The 19,494-nt window shown below is 69.4% G+C and carries 18 protein-coding genes; 9 read left to right on the top strand and 9 right to left on the bottom strand.

Annotated features, from left to right (window positions below):
* The first annotated feature begins 80 nt into the window (after positions 1–80).
* The 3 genes from QTI45_RS12645 to QTI45_RS12635 are packed head-to-tail and all read left to right on the top strand — an operon-like array spanning position 81 to position 3,468.
* Positions 81–2,132 carry a response regulator gene (locus QTI45_RS12645; RefSeq protein WP_286654607.1) on the top strand — a complete coding sequence of 684 codons (2,052 nt, stop codon included), beginning with the start codon at positions 81–83 and terminating at the stop codon, positions 2,130–2,132.
* 17 nt (positions 2,133–2,149) lie between these two features.
* Positions 2,150–2,821, top strand: coding sequence for a hypothetical protein (locus QTI45_RS12640; protein WP_444813273.1), 672 nt, complete (start codon positions 2,150–2,152; stop codon positions 2,819–2,821).
* Positions 2,818–3,468, top strand: a complete 651-nt coding sequence (locus tag QTI45_RS12635; protein WP_286654605.1) for a hypothetical protein — start codon at positions 2,818–2,820, stop codon at positions 3,466–3,468. Before QTI45_RS12640 ends, QTI45_RS12635 begins: the two co-directional genes overlap by 4 nt.
* Before the next feature lie 33 nt (positions 3,469–3,501).
* On the opposite strand, the gene QTI45_RS12630 is transcribed toward QTI45_RS12635, so the two are convergent.
* The 4 genes from QTI45_RS12630 to QTI45_RS12615 are packed head-to-tail and all read right to left on the bottom strand — an operon-like array spanning position 3,502 to position 6,467.
* A complete protein-coding gene (locus tag QTI45_RS12630) occupies positions 3,502–4,386 on the bottom strand; it encodes a DUF2950 domain-containing protein (protein WP_286654604.1) in 885 nt (294 codons plus the stop codon).
* 14 nt (positions 4,387–4,400) lie between these two features.
* Positions 4,401–5,795 carry a DUF3300 domain-containing protein gene (locus tag QTI45_RS12625; protein WP_286654726.1) on the bottom strand — a complete coding sequence of 465 codons (1,395 nt, stop codon included), beginning with the start codon at positions 5,793–5,795 and terminating at the stop codon, positions 4,401–4,403.
* 41 nt (positions 5,796–5,836) lie between these two features.
* Positions 5,837–6,067, bottom strand: a complete 231-nt coding sequence (locus tag QTI45_RS12620) for a YMGG-like glycine zipper-containing protein (RefSeq protein ID WP_286368550.1) — start codon at positions 6,065–6,067, stop codon at positions 5,837–5,839.
* Positions 6,068–6,077: 10 nt separating this feature from the next.
* Complete coding sequence (locus QTI45_RS12615; RefSeq protein WP_286368551.1) at positions 6,078–6,467, bottom strand: hypothetical protein; 390 nt, start codon at positions 6,465–6,467, stop codon at positions 6,078–6,080.
* A 173-nt stretch (positions 6,468–6,640) separates the two neighbouring features.
* Here QTI45_RS12615 and QTI45_RS12610 point away from each other — a divergent pair, with 173 nt between their 5' ends.
* Entirely contained in the window at positions 6,641–7,069 is a 429-nt protein-coding gene (locus QTI45_RS12610; protein ID WP_286654603.1) for a PaaI family thioesterase, read from the top strand.
* Here the strand turns inward: QTI45_RS12610 and QTI45_RS12605 are convergent.
* Positions 7,053–8,147 carry an AraC family transcriptional regulator gene (locus QTI45_RS12605; RefSeq protein ID WP_353621300.1) on the bottom strand — a complete coding sequence of 365 codons (1,095 nt, stop codon included), beginning with the start codon at positions 8,145–8,147 and terminating at the stop codon, positions 7,053–7,055. The genes QTI45_RS12610 and QTI45_RS12605 overlap by 17 nt on opposite strands.
* A 70-nt stretch (positions 8,148–8,217) precedes the next feature.
* On the opposite strand from QTI45_RS12605, the gene QTI45_RS12600 reads away from it, so the two are divergent.
* A complete protein-coding gene (locus tag QTI45_RS12600; protein ID WP_286654602.1) occupies positions 8,218–9,702 on the top strand; it encodes a DUF1254 domain-containing protein in 1,485 nt (494 codons plus the stop codon).
* A 3-nt stretch (positions 9,703–9,705) separates the two neighbouring features.
* Here the strand turns inward: QTI45_RS12600 and QTI45_RS12595 are convergent, their stop codons facing one another.
* The 4 genes from QTI45_RS12595 to QTI45_RS12580 all read right to left on the bottom strand — a co-directional run bounded on the left by QTI45_RS12595 (position 9,706) and on the right by QTI45_RS12580 (position 15,339).
* Positions 9,706–10,380, bottom strand: a complete 675-nt coding sequence (locus QTI45_RS12595) for a protein-L-isoaspartate(D-aspartate) O-methyltransferase (RefSeq protein WP_286654601.1) — start codon at positions 10,378–10,380, stop codon at positions 9,706–9,708.
* A gap of 80 nt (positions 10,381–10,460) precedes the next feature.
* Positions 10,461–11,954 (bottom strand): class I adenylate-forming enzyme family protein, encoded by a 1,494-nt coding sequence (locus QTI45_RS12590; RefSeq protein WP_286654600.1) that lies wholly within the window; start codon positions 11,952–11,954, stop codon positions 10,461–10,463.
* Between the two features lie 2 nt (positions 11,955–11,956).
* Positions 11,957–12,967 carry a Bug family tripartite tricarboxylate transporter substrate binding protein gene (locus QTI45_RS12585; RefSeq protein ID WP_286654599.1) on the bottom strand — a complete coding sequence of 337 codons (1,011 nt, stop codon included), beginning with the start codon at positions 12,965–12,967 and terminating at the stop codon, positions 11,957–11,959.
* Between the two features lie 41 nt (positions 12,968–13,008).
* Entirely contained in the window at positions 13,009–15,339 is a 2,331-nt protein-coding gene (locus tag QTI45_RS12580) for an acyl-CoA dehydrogenase family protein (protein ID WP_286654598.1), read from the bottom strand.
* Positions 15,340–15,474: 135 nt separating this feature from the next.
* On the opposite strand from QTI45_RS12580, the gene QTI45_RS12575 reads away from it, so the two are divergent.
* Genes QTI45_RS12575 through QTI45_RS12560 form a run of 4 tightly spaced genes read left to right on the top strand, consistent with a single transcriptional unit; the run spans position 15,475 to position 19,491 of the window.
* Positions 15,475–16,257 (top strand): citryl-CoA lyase, encoded by a 783-nt coding sequence (locus QTI45_RS12575; protein WP_286368558.1) that lies wholly within the window; start codon positions 15,475–15,477, stop codon positions 16,255–16,257.
* A 14-nt stretch (positions 16,258–16,271) separates the two neighbouring features.
* Entirely contained in the window at positions 16,272–17,135 is an 864-nt protein-coding gene (locus tag QTI45_RS12570) for an HTD2 family dehydratase (protein ID WP_286654597.1), read from the top strand.
* 5 nt (positions 17,136–17,140) lie between these two features.
* Positions 17,141–18,301, top strand: coding sequence for an acyl-CoA dehydrogenase family protein (locus tag QTI45_RS12565; protein ID WP_286654596.1), 1,161 nt, complete (start codon positions 17,141–17,143; stop codon positions 18,299–18,301).
* Positions 18,301–19,491: a CaiB/BaiF CoA transferase family protein gene (locus QTI45_RS12560; protein WP_286654595.1), complete on the top strand. Its 1,191-nt coding sequence runs from the start codon at positions 18,301–18,303 to the stop codon at positions 19,489–19,491. The genes QTI45_RS12565 and QTI45_RS12560 overlap by 1 nt, the downstream gene beginning before the upstream one ends.
* Positions 19,492–19,494 lie beyond the last annotated feature (3 nt).

Below are 19,494 nucleotides of genomic sequence, written 5' to 3'. Positions count from 1 at the left end.
CCCGGACCCATGATTTGCGGGTTTGCCGGCCCCCGGCCGAGCAGCCGCGCGACGCGCCGCGCGGACTCAGCGAGGAGGACATGTCGAGTCGGAAATCGGTCGGAATCTCACCGGACGCCGAAGCCCTCCTGCTGGAGCGGCTCGACTTCGAACGTCTGCTCGCCGACCTGTCGGAATGCTTTGCCGACGCCTCGGGCGGCGACTTGCTCGGCAGGACCGAGCGAGCGCTGTCGCAGCTGGTCGTGTTCCTCGGCTATGACCGCTGCACCTTCGCCGAGCTGGTGGCCGGGGACTATCTCAACGTGCTTTGCTCGGCCGCCGCCGCGGGCGTCGATCCGCTGCCGCGAGGTCGCTTCCCGTACACGCTGCCCTGGTTTCTTGGCGAACTGCGGGCCGGCCGCGTCGTATCGATGGCCAGGCTGCCGGACGATCTGCCCCGCGAGGCGAGCGCCGAGGCCGACCACGCGCGGCAAACCGGCTTGCGCTCGCATCTGTCCATCCCGCTGCGCATCGGCGGGCGCGTGACCAGCGTGCTCTCGTTCGCGGCCATGCGCACCGCTCGCCGCTGGCCGCCCGACATGATCGCCAGACTCAAGATCGCCGGAGAGCTGATCGGCGGCGCGATCGTCCTGGCCCGCACGGAAGAGGAAGCCAGGCAGCTGCGCCGGCGCGTCTGGCATGCCGACCGCGTCGCGCGCGTCAGCGCGCTCACCGCGGCCATCGCGCACGACCTGAACCAGCCGCTGACCGCGATCCTGAGCAATGCGCAGGCGGGTCTCAAGTACCTCGCGCGCGACCATGTGGACCTGGGTCTGGTCCACGGTGTCCTCGAAGCCGTGGTGCGGGAGGACAAGCGCGCGGCGGACACGATCCGCGCCATGCGCGCCTTGCTGCGCCACGACGACAGCCCGCGCGAGCGCATCGACCTGGCGGTGGCGCTGCGCGAGGTCTTGCGGCTGATGGAAAGCGAGTTGCTGCGGCAGGATGTCCAGGTCGAAACGCAGTTCGACGAGGGATGCTGGGTCATGGCGGACAGGGCGCAGGTCGAGCAGGTCGCGCTCAACCTCGTGCTCAATGCAGTCTCGGCCCTGCAAGCGCTCGGGCCGGCCCGGCGCATCATCCGGCTGGCGGTCTGCAGGCGCGAGGGCAGGCGCATCGAGTTCGCGGTGCGCGACACGGGCAAGGGCATCGCGCCCGACGCGCTGGAATCGATCTTCGAGCCGTTCTGGACCTCGGGGCAGGAGGGGCTGGGCCTGGGCCTGGCGATCTGCCGCTCCATCGTCGAATCGCACAACGGGCGCATCTGGGCCGAGTCGAACATCGATGGGGGCGCCAGCTTCCGGGTCGAGTTGCTGGCGGCGCCCGAGGGGCGGGAAGCTGCCGCCGCGGCGCCCGAGGCGGTCGAACGGCCTGCGACGACCGGATCCTCCGAAGCCTTCGATCCGGTCCAGGGCGCAGCGCCGATCGTGTGCGTCATCGACGACGACCCGGCGGTCAGGGAGGGCATCGGTCGGCTGCTCGAGGAGGCAGGCTGGACGGTCGCGACCTACGGGTCGGCCGACGAGTTCATCGACCGGCCGCCGTCGGCGGAGGTGGTTTGCGTCCTGCTCGACATCCGCATGCCGGGCCTCTCCGGCCCGGCGCTTCAGGCGCGCCTGCTCGAGAAGGGAAGTGCGCCGCCCATCATCTTCATCACCGGGCATGGCGAGGTGGCGGCCGGCATCGGTGCCATGAAGCTGGGCGCCTCCGACTATCTCGAGAAGCCGGTGGATGCCGACGTGCTGGTGGCGGCGGTGCGCCGTGCGGCCGAGCGGCATGCGGCCGGGCGAAGCCAGGCACTGGCGCAGGTTGCGGCGAAGAACCTGATCGCTCGCCTGTCGCCGCGCGAACGCGAGATCATGCTGCACGTGGTCAGGGGGCGCCTGAACAAGCAGATCGCAGCGGACCTCCGGATCGCGGAGCAGACGGTCAAGCAGCACCGCGGCCGGGTCATGGAAAAGATCGGCGTGCGTTCGGTGGCCGAACTCGTGCAGGCCTGCGAAGCCGCCGGGCTTCTTTCGAACCAGCCGACGCCGCCGGTGGTGCCCGAAGAGGTCTTCCCGCCGGCGAAACGGGCTGCAGCGCCGCTTTGAGGCGTCCGGCGTTGGCGATGAAAGAAGTGGAAATCGCCGCCGAAGCCGACCGCGAGCCGCTGCTCAGCGCGGTCGATCGAATCTCGGAAATGCTCTTCGGCCTGCTCATGGCGCTCAGCTTCGTCGGTGCCGTATCGGTGACCGAGGCCGGGCGCGAGGAGATCCGCGTGATGTTCGTCGCCGCCCTGGGCTGCAACCTTGCCTGGGGCCTGGTCGACGCGGTCATGTACCTGGTTCGCACCGTCGCGAATCGCGGCCGATGGCTCACGCTCGTTCGCTCCGTGCGGGCCGCCCCGGACGAACAGGCAGGCCGCGCGGTTCTCGCACGCTCGTTGTCGCGCGACGTGGCCGGGCTCTTCTCCGCGGTGGAGGTCGAAGCCATCCGGGTCAGGATCCTTGCACAGCCCGCCCTGCCGGCGCGGCCCACGCTGGGCTGGGGCGACTTGCGTGCAGCGGCGGCGGTGTTCGGCTTCGTGGTGGTGGCCACCTTCCCCGTGGTCCTGCCCTTCGCCCTGATGCAGGACGTCGCGTCGGCAAAGAACGTGTCGCGCGCCATCGCCTTGGCCATGCTGTTCCTCGGCGGGCTCGGACTGGGGCGCTATGCAGGCTACGGCAGCTGGAAGCTCGGCTTCCTGATGGCGGGGCTGGGTACGCTCCTCGTGGGTGCCATCAAGGCGCTCGGCGGATGACGGCCGCATCGCGGGCAATCGGTGCGCTCGGGGCCTTCATGGCCGCGGCCGCGCTCGCGGGGGACCGCGAAGGCTGCTGCGACGCCGCACCGGCCGCGCCGGCAGCGCCGTCGTGGGAGTTCACCGCCACCGCCTACCCCACCGTCGTTCGCGGCGGCGGCGACTACACCTCGGCGGTGGTGGTGGCCCAGCGCGCGGCCCTGCATCTGGAGGCCAGGGTCAACTACGAATCGGTCGGGGCCCGTTCGGCCTTCGTCGGCTGGACCTTCGGCGGAGGTGAAGAAATCACCTGGGAACTGACGCCCCTGCTCGGCGGCGCCTGGGGCACGACCAAGGCCTTCGTTCCCGGTCTGGAAGCGAGCGTGGGCTGGCGGAAGTTCGACCTCTACGTCGAGGCCGAGTATGTGCGCCCACGCGAAGAAAGCAGCCGCTACCTCTATGCCTGGAGCGAACTCGGCTACCGGCCTGTCGAATGGCTTCGCTTCGGGCTTGCCGCCCAGCGGACCCACGCCTATGGCGCAGAGCGCGACATCCTGCGCGGACCCTTCGCACAGCTGAGTTGGCGCCGCATCACCCTCGGCGGCTTCTGGTTCAACCCGGGGTCCAAGGAGCAGGTCTTCGTGGCGTCGATCGGTGCGGCGTTCTGATCACAGGGGCCCTGCTGCCCGGCGGTCGCTTCATCAAGGCGCATCCACCCGGGTCCAGCTCGCATCCGGGTTGAAGCTCGTCATTCGGCGTGCGATCGCGGCGCCGTCCGGCCCGAGATCCTTCTGATAGAGCAGGCCTGCGTGGCTGATCATGAAGCTGGTGATGCCGGTCTCTCCGTACTGGATCGGCCAAGCGACCAGTGCGAAGCCGGCGCGCATGCGATTGCCGATGACGTAGTCGTAGGCGCCGCCCGGAGCGTCCTTTCCCTGCGCGCTCAGGATCTTGTAGTGGTAGCCGTGGTAGCCCTCGCCCGGCTTGACGCCACCGAAACGCGGCCCCAACGGGCTTTCCCCCTGGGCGTCCGTGGGCCAGTACAGGCCGTCGCGCTGGCCCGGGCTGCTGGCGAACCTGCGCGCGTACGACAGCACGCCATCACCGTCGCGGTCACGCTGGGCATATTCCTTCTGTGCGTCGAAATAGGCCAGCACCGCCTGCATGGCGGCCAGTTCATTGCGGCCGATCCGCCGGGTGCGCATCTCGTCGAACCCGGAGCGGGCATCGAAGCGCCAGCTGCTGCCCGCCGCCACCAGCGGGATCGGCAAGGTCCAGTCGGCGTCGCCAACGGCCAGCGCGGCCTTGCCCGGGCCGGTCGCGACGATCTTGTGCGCCTTGTCCCAGGCAGCGAGGAAGGCCTGCAGATCGGCCTGGCCGATGTCATTGGCCGGCACGAAGCGCTTCCAGTCGGCGCCAAGCACCTGATGCAGGGCCGCGGAATCATTGCGGGCGACCGCGTCGTGGAACGCCTGGGCGGCCGCTTCGGCGCTCGGATAGCGCTGTTGCGCCTGCGCGAGGCCCGGCGCGGCCAGGGTGGCGGCCAGCAGCAGCGCGCAGGGGATACGGAAGATCGCCAATCGCATGATGTGCTCCTCGTTCAGCGGCGCCCGCCGCCGCCACGGCCGCCGCCTCCGCGTCCACCCCCCCGTGCGCCACCGCCGTAGCTGCCGCCGCTGTAGCCGCCACCGCTGTAGCCGCCACGCCCGCCGCCGCTGTAGCCGCCGCCGCCGTGCTGCATCTGCCGGCTGGCATTGCCGCGGTCGACTTGCTGGCGTGCCTGGCCGGCATTGCCGGCGCCGCGGAAGGCGTTGTCACCGCCGGCGCCGCCCCGTGCGTCGACGCGCGACAGGCCGTCGCTGCCGCCGAATCCTCCCTGGCCTCGCGCGGCTGCGTCGGCGCGCTGGCGCGCGGCCGGATCATTGCGCAACTGGTCGCGGCCAGCGCCCGGGTCCATGCCGCGCTGCTGAAGCGTCGACTGCGCCTGTTGGCGCTGCGCGTCGCGGCCCCGGAAATCGGCGCGATTCTCCGCACCCGGAAGGCTGTTGCCGAACTGCTGCTGGCTGCGGCTGTCGCGGTACGGGACGCCACGCCGGTTCTGCGCGTTGTGCTGGAAGCGGTTCTGGTTGGCGTTGATCTGCCGGTTGGTGTTGATGCTGTTGTAGCGGTTGGTGTTGATGTTGATGTCGCCGCCGCCCCAGTTGCAATTGCCCCAGAGCGCGCCCACGGCCGCCACCCCGACCCCGAAGGCGATGCCGGTGGCCAATGCCGCACCGGGGTAGTAGCCGGGGTAGTACATCGCCGGCGGGTACCAGTAGTAGGGCGGGTAGGCCGGATAGGGCCAGGTCCCGTACACGACCATCGGGTCGTAGGCGGGCACGTAGACCGTCTGCGGATTGGCCGGCTCGATGGTGATCGCCTGTTGCTGAACGGTGACCGTCTGCTGCTCGGTGGTCTTGAGGCTGCCGCTGGCCTGGGCCCGGGAGCGCAGCCGCTGGGCCGAGTCCAGCACGTCCTTCGACGATGCAAGAAAGGCGTCGCCCAGGCTCTGGACCCAGTCCGGCTTGTCGCCCATGGTCTGCAGCACCTGCGGGAAGGCCACCAGCGATTTCACGCTCGGGTCCCAGGGCTGGTTCTCGACGGCGCGCACGGCGGCATCGCCGGACTGTTGTGGATTCGCCTTCGACCATTTCGCGGCGTCGGCCACGTCGGCCGGATAGGTCGACGCCATCAGGACCTGCGACAGCAGCGAGTCGGGATAGAGGGCGATGGGCGCCATCATCTGGTCGAGCTGCGCCTGGCTGAACGTGCCGTCGGCGGCCGGCGCCGTGAACGCCGGCGTTGCGCTGCCCGCCGGCCTCGGGGTGGTGGTCGTGGTGGTGGTCGTCGTGACGGTCGCCGGCTGCTGCACCGCGACCGGCACGGGATAGGCGCATCCAGTCAGGAGCGCCGCCAGCGCCAGAGCGGAGGGCAGCGCCGGCGCAGGAGCGCGCATCGTCACGACCGGAAGTCGTCGCGGGGTCGGCCGGCCTGGCTTCACTGCGACTCCTGCTTTCGACCCTTCATGTTGCCGGCGACGCCGCCGGCGATGCCCCCGATGGCCGCGCCGGTCCAGCCGCTGCCGCCCGCGATGGCTGCGATGCCCGCGCCTGCGGCTGCGCCGATGGCCGCGCCACTGGCCGTCCCCTGCTGTTGCGGTGTCATGTTGGTGCATCCGAGCAGGCCGGTTGCGGCCGCGAGCGCCAGCGTCGCCGTGAGTTGCTTCATGGTCTTCTCCTTACTTGGCGTTCTGCAGCCCTGGCAGGACGATCTGGTACCAGATCGTCTCGATGACCGGGCGCTTCAGTTGATCGGGGTGGGCCGCATACCAGCCATCGAGCGTTCCGCGCACGCTGTCGAGCGTCTGGCCCTTCAGTCCCTTGGCGAATCGGGGAACGACGGTCTGCGACTCGAAGGTGGGGGCTTCTCCCTGGTAGGCCGCCTCGACCTGGTACGCATTCGCGATGCCGACGAGGTAGACCCTCTTCAGCTGCTCCGTCGACTTGGTCCAGTGTTCGCCCGTCACCAGCGGGATTTCCTGGGCGCGCGCCATGCTGCCCGCCATCGCCAGAGCCAGCGCCAAGAAGGCGGTGCCGACAGGCCGGCGGATCTTCGGTTGAGTTGCCATCGCGTTCTCCTTGAAGAGAGTTCAACATGCGGCGTCGACCAGGCGAATGCGGACCTCCGCATCGAGCATGCTATTTCAGCGAGGCATCGCGACAATCCTACTTTGGTCGGATGAAGGCAATCGCCGCACGCCCCGTGGCAGGATCGGAGACCGTTTCAATTCCAGGGATCTCCATGAGCGACCTTTACACCCACGAACGAATTGCGAAGAGCTTTGCCGCCCAGGGGCTGATGGCGACCATCGGCGCACGCCTCGTGCGCGTCGAGGAGGGCGAGGTCCACATCGAGCTGCCTTTCTCGTTGACCTTGTCGCAGCAGCGCGGCTACCTCCATGCCGGCGCGACCACCAGCATCGTCGACACCGCATGCGGATACGCCGCCTTGACCCAGGCGCCGCCGGGCTTCGACGTGGTCACGGCGGAGTTCAAGCTGAACCTGTTGCGGCCCGCGCTCGGGCAGCGCTTTCTTGCCGTGGGGCGGGTGGTCAATGCGGGAAGGCTGCTGACTGTCTGCACCGGCGAAGTGCGGGCGTTTGCGGAGGCGGGCGAGGGCTACAAGGTGGTGGCGCTGATGCAGGCGACCATCGTCAATGTTGCGGAGTGAACGGCGCGCCGGTGCCGCCTCCGACCGACCGCAAGACCCCGGCGTCTTCCCCCTGGCGGCGGATCGCGGTCGGGGTCGTGCCGAACCAGCGCCGGCATGACCTCGCCAGCACCGACTGCTCGGAAAACCCCAGCAGGTCGGCGACCCTTCCGAGCGGGATCTCGGTCTGGCGGAGGTAGTGAAGCGCAGCTTCCTGGCGTGTTTCCTCCCGCAGGGTCTCGAAGTTCGCACCCTCGGCGGCCAGGTGCCGCTGCAGCGTCCGGGGATGGATCGCGAGCAGTTGGGCGACATCTGCCTTGCTGCCCAGCGTTCGTCGCAACGCCAGCCGGACGCGGGCGGAGACGCTTTGGTCGGGCGAACGGAAATGCCGTTCGAAATAGTCTTCGGCGATCTGCCGCAGGGCCGGGTTGGCGCCGCGCAGATCCGTTGCCAGGGTCTCCGGGCTCAGGTGCAGTGCAGCGCGCGGCTGGTCGCAGTGGACTGCCGCGTTGAAGAAACGCTTGTAGACAGCCAGGGGCGCGACGGGGGTGTGGGGCAGCGAAACCGCATGCAGCTCGTAGCTGCGGCCGGCCATCAGCTGGGTGATGTGGTGCAGGTCGCCCAGGCAGAGATCGATCGTCTGGCGCTGCTCCGGCAGGCGCGGCAGGCGCAGGTCGAGGGATATCTCGACGGCGCCCGCGATGAGCGAGCTTCGGTCGTGCACCGTCACCACCAGGCCTGGCGTCTGGACAAAAATGTGCCGGGCCACGTAGTCCCAGGCTTTTCGCACCGTCGTGGCGTTCTGCAGGACGATGGCCAGGGGACCGAGCACGCTGATGTCCTGGAGCTTCGACAGGCGGAGCCCGAAGTCCGGGCAGCCCGTCTCGATCGCGCTGGCTTCCATCAGTCGCATGCCGCTGCGCAGCGAGATCAGTGCGTCCTCGTCGGCCAAGGTAGCCGACGCGATGCGATGGCGGCTCAACAACCCGGCCGGCTTGCACCCGAGGCTTTGCATGAGCGCGAGATAGCCCTGCAGCGAACCCGCTCGAACCATGGCTGTCATGTCTCGAAATGTCAAAGATCTGTCTCGAATTGTCAAGGAATCAAGCAGAACTGCATGAATACTCGTGGCCGCAGTTCAATCAAAAAAACCGACGAGGTGGAAATAAATGAATAGCAGGTCTTGCAAGGTCTGGACGATGGCTGCCGCCGTCGTCGTCGTGACGGGTTCGATGTTTCTGGCGGGGTGCGCGAGCAAGAGCGATCCGATTTCGCAGGCCGCGAAGTCGGATGCGGCCAAGGGTCTGCCCGCGCCGGGTCTCGAGCAGACCCGGGCGATCGCCGAGGAAGGCTTCATCTACGGCTTGCCGCTGGTCATGAATTACGCCGTCATGAACGAGTTCGCGGTCGACACCAGGTCCACCCAGTTCAAGGCGCCCTTCAACCAGCTGCGCAACGAGCACCGGGTCGCGACGCCCGCCGACACGGCCGTCATCACGCCCAACAGCGACACGCCCTATTCGACGCTCTGGGCCGACCTGCGCGCCGAGCCGCTCGTGGTGACGGTGCCGGCGGTCTCCGCGAAGCGCTATTTCTCGGTTCAGCTGATCGACGGCAACACCTACAACTTCGGCTACATCGGGAGCCGGGCCACTGGAAACGCGCCCGGGAACTATCTGGTTGCGGGCCCCGGCTGGAAGGGCGAGACGCCGCCGGGCATCAAGAAGGTCTTCAACTCCACGACCCCCTTCGCGCTGGCCTTGATCCGCACCCAGCTGTTCGATCCGGCCGACATGCCGAACGTCGAGAAGGTGCAGGCAGGCTACAAGATCCAGCCGCTTTCCGCGTTCCTCCATCGCGCCCCGCCGCCGGCTGCGCCGAAGATCGATTTCGTGCCGGCCACGACGGCGGGCATCAAGGCCAACTTCTTCGAGTACCTGTCGGCCGCGCTGCAGTACGTGCCGCCTTCGGCGGCCGACCAGGAGATCCGGGCCAAGCTGGCCAGCATCGGGGTGGGCCCGGGCCGGACTTTCGAGTTCAAGGATCTTTCGATCGAGCACAAGGGCGCGGTCCTGCTCGGCATGAAGGCCGGCGACGAAAAGGTCGACAAATTCCTCTCGGGCGGGATGAAGAAGATCAACGGCTGGAGCGTCGGCGCCTTCTTCGGCGACCAGGCGTTCTACAACGGCGACTGGCTGATGCGTGCCGGCGCCGCGAAGGGCGGCCTCTACGGCAACGACGCCGTCGAGGCGATGTACCCCTACACGCGCACCGACGGCAGCGGCCAGACGCTGGACACGAGCAAGCACGGCTACACGCTCACCTTCCCGGCCGGCAAGCTGCCGCCGGTCAACGCCTTCTGGTCGGTGACCATGTACGACGGCAAGAGCCAGCTGCTGATCCAGAACCCGATCAACCGCTACCTGATCAATTCGCCGATGCTGTCGGCGATGAAGAAGAATGCGGATGGCTCGCTGACGCTCTACATCCAGAAGGACTCGCCGGGCAGGGCCAAGGAGGCCAACTGGTTGCCGGCGCCTGACGACACGGTCTATCTGGTGATGCGCCTCTACTGGCCGAAGTCCACGCCGCCTTCGATTCTTCCCGCCGGCGCCGGCAGCTGGCAGCCGCCGCCCCTGGTCGCGGCGAAATGAGTTTCACGGCGAGTCGACGTCCTCCAGCGACGAGAAGAGCACCTGGAAGATCTCCCTCGTCGTGACCGAGCCTTGCGCGTCCTTCCTGAGCTGGATGAGCTGCTGTGCATCGGGCAAGCCGGCCGGGATCACCATCGTGCCGCCAGGCTTCAGCTGATAGATGAGCGCCGGCGGGATCAGCTCGGGGGCGGCGGTCACCATGATCTTGTCGAAGGGCGCGTGCTCGGGCCAGCCCTGGCAGCCGTTTCCGATCCTGATCTGGACATTGGCATGCCCCTGGTCGGCCAGCCGGCGCGCCGCCTGCTCGGCCAGTTCCTCGATGATCTCGACGGTGAAGACCCGGTGCGCGAGCGCTGCCAGGATGGCCGACTGGTAGCCCAGACCGGTACCGATCTCGAGCACCGTGTCGGTGGGCCGGACCCCGAGCAGGTCGGTCATCACGGCGACGATGAAGGGCTGCGAGATCGTCTTCTGGTAGCCGATCGGCAAGGGCGAATCGACATAGGCGTAGGACCGCAGCTCGAAGGGCACGGACGCATGGCGCGGCACCGTGGCCATGGCGTCCATGACCCTCGGATCCAGTGCCGCCTTGTCCAGGTACGTGGTCGAGAAAACCGTCTTGGCGGCGATCTCGGCCAGCATGCGCTGGCGCAGCATCGTGAAGTCCGGCTCGCTCATGGTGCCTTCCGTCTGTTTCCGCATTTGAGCAAAGCGCCCCGGCAACTTCAACCGGGAGACCCTGATGGACGAGGAGGCAATCAGGAGCCCGCCACCAGCGCCCGCTTGAGGATCTTGCCGGTCGACGTGGTCGGCAGCGCAGCCAGCACCTCGATGCGCGACGGGCGCTTGTAGGGCGACAGATGCTCGCGCAGATGCGCCTGCAGCGCTTCGCGGTCGAGCACGGCGCCGGGTTCGAGTTCGATGAAGGCCGCGATGGTCTCGTTGCCATCGGCCTCGGGCAGGCCGAGCACCGCGCTCAGGTGCACGCCGGCGAAGCGGTTGAGCACGGCCTCGACCTCGGCCGGGTAGACGTTGAATCCCGATCGGATGATCATTTCCTTCAGCCGTCCGACGACCGACAGCGCGCCGTCGGGCGCGAGCCGGCCGAGGTCGCCCGAGGCGTACCAGCCGCCCGGCCGCTTGACCTGCGCCGTGGCCTCGGCATCGCGGAAGTAGCCCTGCATCAGGCCCGCGCCGCGCAGCCAGATCTCGCCGACATCGCCTGCTGCCGCGTCGCGGCCCCCTGGCGTGACGATGCGGGCTTCGGCACCGTCGACGAGATAGCCGGCCGCGGTGTCCTCGCGCGGCTCGCCGCGCCGCGTGAGGAACACGGAACCGGCGTATTCCGAGAGGCCGTAGCCGTAGTGCATCGGCTGGCCGAACAGTGCTTCGACGCGGCGCTTGAGCGTGAGGTCGAGCGGCGCGGAGCCGGTGTAGAGGTAGCGAAGATGCGGGAACGAAGGCCTGATCTGCTGCGCATCCACATGCGCCAGCAGCCGGGCATACATGGTGGGCGGGCCGAGCAGGTTCGAGACGCGCTGCTGCGCGAGTGCGGCGAGCAGGTCGTCGGGCGAGAAGCCCGCGCGCAGCACCAGGGATGCGCCGCTGCTCAGGCTCGCCATCAGCACGGTGCCGAGGCCGAAGATGTGGGTCATCGGCAGGAAGGCGTAGACGCGGTCGTCGGGCGTGAGCGCCCGGGACTGCGCCGAGACGCGGCCGAAGTGCAGCAGTCCGCGATGCGAGACCATCACGCCCTTGGGCGTGCCCGAGGTGCCTGAGGTGAAGATGATCGCGGCGGTGTCGGCCAGCGCCTCGGCGGCTTCGGTCGTTGCGCCGGCGCGCGGGGCGCAGCGCATGACGCCCGGCAGCGCCGATGCGACCGCCTGTGCGCGCCGCGCATGCTGGTGCGCGGCGTCGGAGGCCGCGCTGGTGTAGTAGCACAGGCGTGCATCCGCGCGTTCGACGATGGCGGCGATCTCGCCGGCCGACATGCGCGCGTTCACGCCGCAGGACCACGCGCCGACGCGGCTGCAGGCCATGATGAGCGCGATGTGCTCGGCGCAGTTCTCCGCCACCAGCAGCACGCGATCGGTGGGACGCACGCCCGCATCGAGCAGGTCCTGGGTGGCGGTGTCGGCCAGCGATTGCAGCGCGGCGAAGGTGGTGGCGCGCTGCGGCGCGTGCAGGAAGATGGCGTCGGGCGTCTGCGCCGCGCGCAGCGCCAGAAGCTCGTGGATGCGCGTGGCTGCCATGGCTATTCGGCCTCGATGCCCTTGGACGCCGTGGCCCACAGCTTGCGGTCGGCCACACCCTTGTGGGCCAGCACCTCGGGCGCACCCGGCCAGAGGTCGTAGCCCTGGTCGTTCAGGCGCGCCGCGAGTTCTTCGCGCGCCAGCATCCGGCGCGCGGCGGCGTTGATGCGTGCCACCAGCGCCGGGTCCATGCGCGCGGGGCCGTAGAGCCCGAACCAGCCGCCGACATCGAAGCCCGGCACGCCGGACTCGATCATCGTCGGCACCTCCGGCAGCATGCGGTTGCGCTGCGGCGAGGTCACCGCGAGCGCGTGCACCTTGCCGGAGCCGATGTAGGGCCGGGAGGTCGCGATGATGTCGAACATCATCGTGAGCGTGCCGCCCATCACGTCGGCGAGTGCGGGAGCGCTGCCCTTGTAGGCGACGTGCGACATCGGCGCACCGGTCATCTTCTCGAGCAGAGCGCCGCTCAGGTGGTTGGACGAGCCGACGCCGGCCGAACCGTAGAAGACCTTGCCGGGATGGGCCCTGGCGTAGGCAAGAAGCTCGCCGACGGTACGGACCGGCAGGTCCTTGTTGACGACCAGCACGTTGGTGTAGGCCACCAGCGGCGCGATCGGCGTGAGGTCCTTCATCGGGTCGAAGGGCATCTTGCGCTGGACGTTGGGATTGATCGTGATGGTCGGGCTCGCGCCGAGGAAGAGCGTGGCCCCGTCGGGGGCGGCCTTGGCCACCAGGTCGCCGCCCATCGAGCCGCCCGCGCCGGGCTTGTTCTCGACGATGACCTGGGTGCCCAGCTCCTGTGCCAGCGCGGGGGCCAGCAGGCGCGCCGCGCCGTCGACCGGACCGCCGGCGGTGTAGCCGACCACCAGCTTGATGAGCGGGGGCAGGGGTGCCTGCTGGGCCATGGCAGGCAGTGGCAGCAACAGCGGGCCGAGGGCCGCTGCGGCCATCAGGGCGAGCGCCTTGCGGCGTCGTGCGCCCGGGTGGGAATGGATCTTCGGCTGCACCATGTCGTCTCCTGGAGTGAATTCTTCTTGTGCGTGGCGTGGCCTCAGCCCGGCAGTTCGAGCACCTGCCGCGCAAGGATGTTCCGCTGGATCTCGTTGGTGCCGCCGTAGATCATCGCGGAGGTCGACCCGATCAGCGGCGACAGTGCGTTGAAGGGCTGGCCGTCGACGTCGACATCGCCCGCGGTCGCACCCTGCTCCTCGCTGGCCTCGACCAGCAGCGCGCCGATGCGGTGGTAGGTCTCGCTGGCCCAGATCTTGAGCAGCGACACCGACGGCGGCAGCGGCCTGCCGGCCTTCACGATGTTGGCGAAGCCCGTGTAGGCGGCCGAGAGGTCGGCGACGTCGAGCCGCAGGGCCGTGTAGCGCTGCGCGAAGACCGGGTCCGCGAACAGCCGCCGCGACCGGGCCAGCCGCTCCAGCTGGCCCAGCGCGTACTGCGACTGCTTGGGGCTGCCGAGGAAGATGCGCTCGAAGCCGAGCAGCGCCTTGGCGATGGTCCAGCCGCCGTGCAGCTTGCCCACCAGGTTCTCGGCCGGCACCCGTACGTTGTCGAAGAACACCTCGCAGAACTCGGGCTCGCCGGCCAGCGTGTGGATCGGCCGGATCGTGATGCCGGGCGTTTGCAGGTCGCACAGCAGGAAGCTGATGCCCTCCTGCTTCTTGGCGTCGCGGTCGGTGCGCACCAGCATGAAGATGTGGTTGGCATCCTGCGCCAGCGTGGTCCAGATCTTCTGGCCGTTGACGACGAAGTGGTCGCCGTCGGCATCGCGCGCCTGCAGCGCCTCGGTGCGCAGGCCCGCCAGGTCGGAACCGGCGTTCGGCTCGGAGTAGCCCTGGCACCAGACGTGGTCGCCCGCCAGGATGCGCGGCAGGAAGCGCTGCTGCTGCTCGGGCGTGCCATGCTGGATCAGCAGCGGCCCGATCATCACGATGCCCTGGTCGGGCGCGCGGGCCACGCCGTATTGCTCCAGTTCCTCGATCCAGGCGATCATCTTGTCGGCCGGCAGGCCCATGCCGCCGTGCGCCTGCGGCCAGGCCGGCGCGATCCAGCCCTGCGCCGACAGCGTCAGGTACCAGTCGCGCATCTCGCTCCAGCGCGCGCGGTGTGAGAGATAGCGCAGCCGGTCCGGATAGCGCTGCTGCAGGAAGGCGCGCACCATGCGGCGGAACTCGGACTCCGGCATCTCGCGCCAGTCGGCCGTGCGCGGGAATTCGCCCTGCCATGCTGCCGTTTCGCTGCCGCGCGCCGTGCCTTCCGACAGCGCGGCATGGCGCCGCTGGTGCGCCGTGACATTGCCGAGCCAGGCCGACAGCCGCAGCGTGCGCTTGTAGAAGAGGCTCAGGTCGCATTCCTGCGTGTAGCCGATCGCGCCGTGCAGCTGCACGGCCGAGCGCGAGGCCTGCAGCGCCGCGGCCGTGCAGCGCGCATTGACCCGGCTGGCCTCGGCTTCCAGCCGCTCGATCGCGAGGCCGGCCCGATCGCTCGCAAGCGCCAGGACCTCGTCGAGCGTCGCCCGCGCGACCTCGAGGTGGATGAACATGTCGACCGCGCGATGCTGCAGCGCCTGGAAGGAGCCGATCGGCTTGCCGAACTGGCTGCGCGTGCGCAGGTAGGCCAGCGTCTGCTGGAGCATCGCCTGGCCGGTGCCGAGCAGTTCGGCGGCCTGCAGGATCTGGCCTGCGGCGAGCGCATGCCGCAGGGCATGTCGAGCCGACGGGCCCTGCGCGAGCACGGCACTGGCGGGCAGGGCCACGCGGTCGAAGCGCAGCGTGGCAGCCTGCTCGCCATCCACCAGCGGCACCGGCGTCTCGGTCACGCCACCGGTGCCGCGCGGCACCCACAGCAGGACCGTGTCGTCGTCGCCGCGGGCCGACACCAGCCAGCCGCTGGCGGCGCTGCCGGGAATCACCATGAGCTTCTCGCCCTGCAGCAGCACGCCGCCCGCGGGTCCGGGCTCGCAGCCGCAGTCGAGCGGCACGTCGCTGAGGTCGCCGGCGCTCTCCTGCCAGGCCAGCGCCGGCAGGCTGCGGCCCGCCACCAGGTCTTCGAGCAGCGCCGCGGCCGGGGCGCTGTCGAGCCGCGTCAGCAGCAGGGCGGCCAGGCCCGCGACCGCCAGCAGCGGCTCGGGCGCCACGTGCTCGCCGGCGGCGCGCAGGATCTCGGCCGCGCCCGCCAGGTCGAGGGCCAGTCCGCCCGCGGACTCGGGGGCCAGCATGCCGGGCCAGCCCAGCGCGGCCAGTTCGGACCAGCCGGCGGCGCGCGCATCGTGGTCGGGTTGCTCGACGAGTGCGCGGCAGCGGCGGATGCTGCCGCTGCGCGTGAAATAGTCCAGCGCGGCTTCGCGGATCGCTGAGAGGGAATCGGAGTCCATGGGGTGTCTTCGGGGAGGCAGTGAGATCGGGGGCAAGCGTGCCAGAAGGGCCCCGCGAGCGGCATTCGCCATTGCTGAAGGCAGGTTTCGGCAATCACTGACTCAGGGTCGCCGACAAGGAATAGATTCGCAGCCATGACAAAGATCAAGAAATCCCTGCACACGGAACTCGGCCACAGCACGCCCGACAGGATCACCGTGCGCGGGCGCGACCTGCCGTCCGAGATCCTCGGCCATCTCAACCTCGGCGACATGGCCTTCCTCGAGCTCACCGGCCGCATGCCAACGCCGCAGGAGTCGGTGACCTTCAACGCCATCGTCGTGACCCTGGTCGAGCACGGCATCACGCCCAGCGCGCTGGTCGCCCGCCTGACCTATGCCGGCGCGCCCGAGGCGCTGCAGGCCGCCGTGGGCGCCGGCCTCTGCGGGCTCGGTTCGGTGTTCGTGGGCAGCACCGAGGGCGCGGCCCGCATGCTGTCCGAAGCCATTCCGGCCGGCACCGCACCGAGCCGGCCGCTGGCCGACATGGCGCGCGACATCGTGGCCGGCTACCGCGAGCGCAAGCAGATCGTCCCGGGCCTGGGCCACCCGCTGCACAAGCCCATCGATCCGCGCACGCCGCGCCTGTTCCAGATCGCGGCCGAGAACGGCTTTTGCGGGCACTACGTGGCGCTGATCCAGGCGGTTCAGCTCGAGGCCGAGCGGGTGTCGGGCAAGTCGCTGCCGGTCAACGCAACCGGCGCGATCGGTGCCATCGCCACCGAACTCGGCCTGCCATGGCGCATCGTGCGCGGGCTCGGCGTAATGGCGCGCGCCATCGGCCTGGTCGGCCACATCCTCGAGGAGACCGAGGACCCGATGGGCATCGAGATCTGGCAGCGGGTCGAGCACGAGGCCGGCGGCCCGCGCGTCGACTGAACCTGGAAAATCGCATGACCGACGCCCTCGACATCGACCACCTGCAGAGCTGGATCGGCCGCACCGAGACGCACGACGACCTGATGTCGCCGTGGACCGCGAGCGCGCTGGCCGCCACCCTTCGCAACGACGACCAGCCCTGGCAGGCCGGGCAGGCGCTGCCGCCGCTGTGGCACTGGTGCTACTTCCTGCCGACCGCGCCGCAGCTGCAGCTCGGCCCGGACGGCCATCCGGCGCGCGGCGGCTTCCTCCCGCCGGTGCCGCTGCCGCGCCGCATGTGGGCCGGCAGCCAGCTCGAGTTCTTCGCGCCGCTGCCGCTGGGCGCGCCGGCCCGCAAGACCTCGCGCGTGGCCGACGTCACGCTGAAGCAGGGCAAGGCCGGCGCGCTGGTCTTCGTCAAGGTCGCGCACGAAGTTCACACCGGCAGCACGCTGGTGCTGCGCGATCTGCATGACATCGTCTACCGCGAGGCCGCCAAGCCGGGCGAATCGGCGCCGCCGCAGGCACCGCCGGCCGATGCCGCCTGGTCGGTCGAGCACCGGCCCGACGCCACCCTGCTGTTCCGCTACTCGGCGCTGACCTTCAACAGCCACCGCATCCACTACGACCATCCCTACGTCACGCAGGTCGAGGGCTACGACGACCTGGTGGTGCACGGGCCGCTGATCGCCACGCTGCTGCTCGAGGCGGCGCAATTGCACAACCCGGGCCGACGCGTGGGCGCCTACCGCTTCAAGGCCGTACGCCCGCTGACCTGCGGGCGCCTGCTGCGGGTCTGCGGCCACGCGGCCGACGCCGAGGGCAAGGTCGCGCTCTGGGCCGAAGACGGGCAGGGCGCGCTGCTGATGCAGGCCAGCGCCGAATTCACTTCCTCCTGATCGCCATGACCGATTCCAATCCCCGCTTTCCCGACATCCGCGACGCCGTGCGCGACCTCTGCGCCCAGTTCCCCAACGAGTATTTCCGCAAGGTCGACGAGGCCCGCGCCTACCCGGCCGAATTCGTCGACGCCCTGACCAAGGCCGGCTGGATGGCCGCGCTGATACCGCAGGAATACGGCGGCTCGGGCCTGGGGCTCACCGAGGCCTCGGTGATCATGGAGGAGATCAACCGCGCGGGCGGCAACTCGGGCGCCTGCCATGGCCAGATGTACAACATGGGCACCTTGCTGCGCCACGGCTCCGAGGCGCAGAAGCGCCTGTACCTGCCGAAGATCGCCAGCGGCGACCTGCGGCTGCAGTCGATGGGCGTGACCGAGCCGTCGACCGGCACCGACACCACCAAGATCAAGACCACCGCGGTGAAGAAGGGCGACCGCTACGTCATCAACGGCCAGAAGGTCTGGATCTCGCGCATCCAGCACTCCGACCTGATGATCCTGCTGGCGCGCACCACGCCGCTGGCCGATGTCAAGAAGAAGTCCGAAGGCATGTCGATCTTCATCGTCGACCTGCGCGAGGCCATCGGCAACGGGCTCACGGTGCGGCCGATCCTCAACATGGTCAACCACGAGACCAACGAGCTGTTTTTCGAGAACCTCGAGATCCCGGCCGAGAACCTGATCGGCGAGGAAGGGCAGGGCTTCAAGTACATCCTCGACGGCCTCAACGCCGAGCGCACGCTGATCGCGGCCGAGTGCATCGGCGACGGCTACTGGTTCATCGACAAGGTCACGGCCTATACCAAGGAGCGCGTGGTCTTCGGCCGCCCGATCGGCCAGAACCAGGGCGTGCAGTTCCCGATCGCCGAGGCCTTCATCGAGGTCGAGGCGGCCGACCTGATGCGCTACGAGGCCTGCCGCCGCTTCGACGCCCGCGAGCCCTGCGGCGCCCAGGCCAACATGGCGAAGTACCTCGCGGCCAAGGCCTCGTGGGAGGCCGCCAACGCCTGCCTGCAGTTCCACGGCGGCTTCGGCTTCGCCTGCGAATACGACATCGAGCGCAAGTTCCGCGAGACCCGGCTCTATCAGGTGGCGCCGATCTCGACCAACCTGATCCTGAGCTACGTGGCCGAGCACATGCTGGGCCTGCCGAGGAGCTTCTGATGCGGCCGCTCGAAGGCATCACGGTGCTGACGCTCGAACACGCGATCGCGGCGCCGTTCTGCACCCGGCAACTGGCCGACCTGGGCGCCCGCGTCATCAAGGTCGAGCGGCCCGGCAGCGGCGACTTCGCGCGCGCCTACGACCAGCGCGTGCACGGGCTGGCCTCGCACTTCGTCTGGACCAACCGCTCCAAGGAGAGCCTGACGCTCGACGTCAAGCACCCGCAGGGGCAGGAGATCCTCCAGCGCCTGGTCGCCGAAGCCGACGTGCTGGTGCAGAACCTCGCGCCGGGCGCGGCCGCGCGGCTGGGCCTGTCGTTCGAGGCCTTGGCGCCGAAGCATCCGGGCCTGATCGTGTGCGACATCTCGGGCTACGGCGACGATGCGCAGAAGCCCGGGCCCTACCGCGACAGCAAGGCCTACGACCTCTTGATCCAGAGCGAGTCCGGTTTCCTGTCGGTCACCGGCACGCCGCAGGACATGGCCAAGGCCGGCTGCTCGATCGCCGACATCTCGGCGGGCATGTACGCCTACAGCAACATCCTCGCGGCGCTGCTGCAGCGCGGCAAGACGGGCAAGGGCTGCCGCATCGACGTCTCGATGCTCGAGAGCATGGTCGAGTGGATGAGCTTCCCGATGTACTACGCCTTCGACGGTGCCGAGCCGCCGCCGCGCGCGGGCGCCGCGCACGCGACGATCTATCCCTACGGTCCGTTCCAGGCCGGTGACGGCAAGCTGGTCATGCTGGGCCTGCAGAACGAGCGTGAATGGCAGGTGTTCTGCGCCCAGGTGCTGGAGCAGCCGGCCCTGGCAACCGATGCGCGCTTTGCCTCCAACACCCAGCGCACCGCGTCGCGCGATGCGCTGCGCGAGATCATCGTGCGGGCTTTCGCGCCCTTCACCGCGGCGCAGATCATGCAGCGCCTCGACGCCGCGCAGATCGCGACCGCGCAGGTCAACACGATGCACGACGTCTGGCGCCACCCGCAGCTCGAGGCGCGCGGACGCTGGACCGAAGTGGGCACCGGCGCCGGCCCGATTCCGGCGCTGCTGCCGCCGGGCGTGCCGCACGAATGGGATGCGCGCATGGATGCGGTGCCCACGCTGGGCCAGCATACCGATGCGATCCTGGCGCAGTGCGGCTACGACGCGGACGCCATCGCGGCACTGCGTTCGGACGGCGCCGTGTGAGCA

The organism is Variovorax saccharolyticus (genome assembly GCF_030316765.1).
Classification (GTDB): Bacteria; Pseudomonadota; Gammaproteobacteria; order Burkholderiales; family Burkholderiaceae_C; genus Variovorax; species Variovorax saccharolyticus.
The sequence above is the reverse complement of the archived record's forward strand: the minus strand, read 5'-3'. Positions and strand labels throughout refer to the sequence as shown.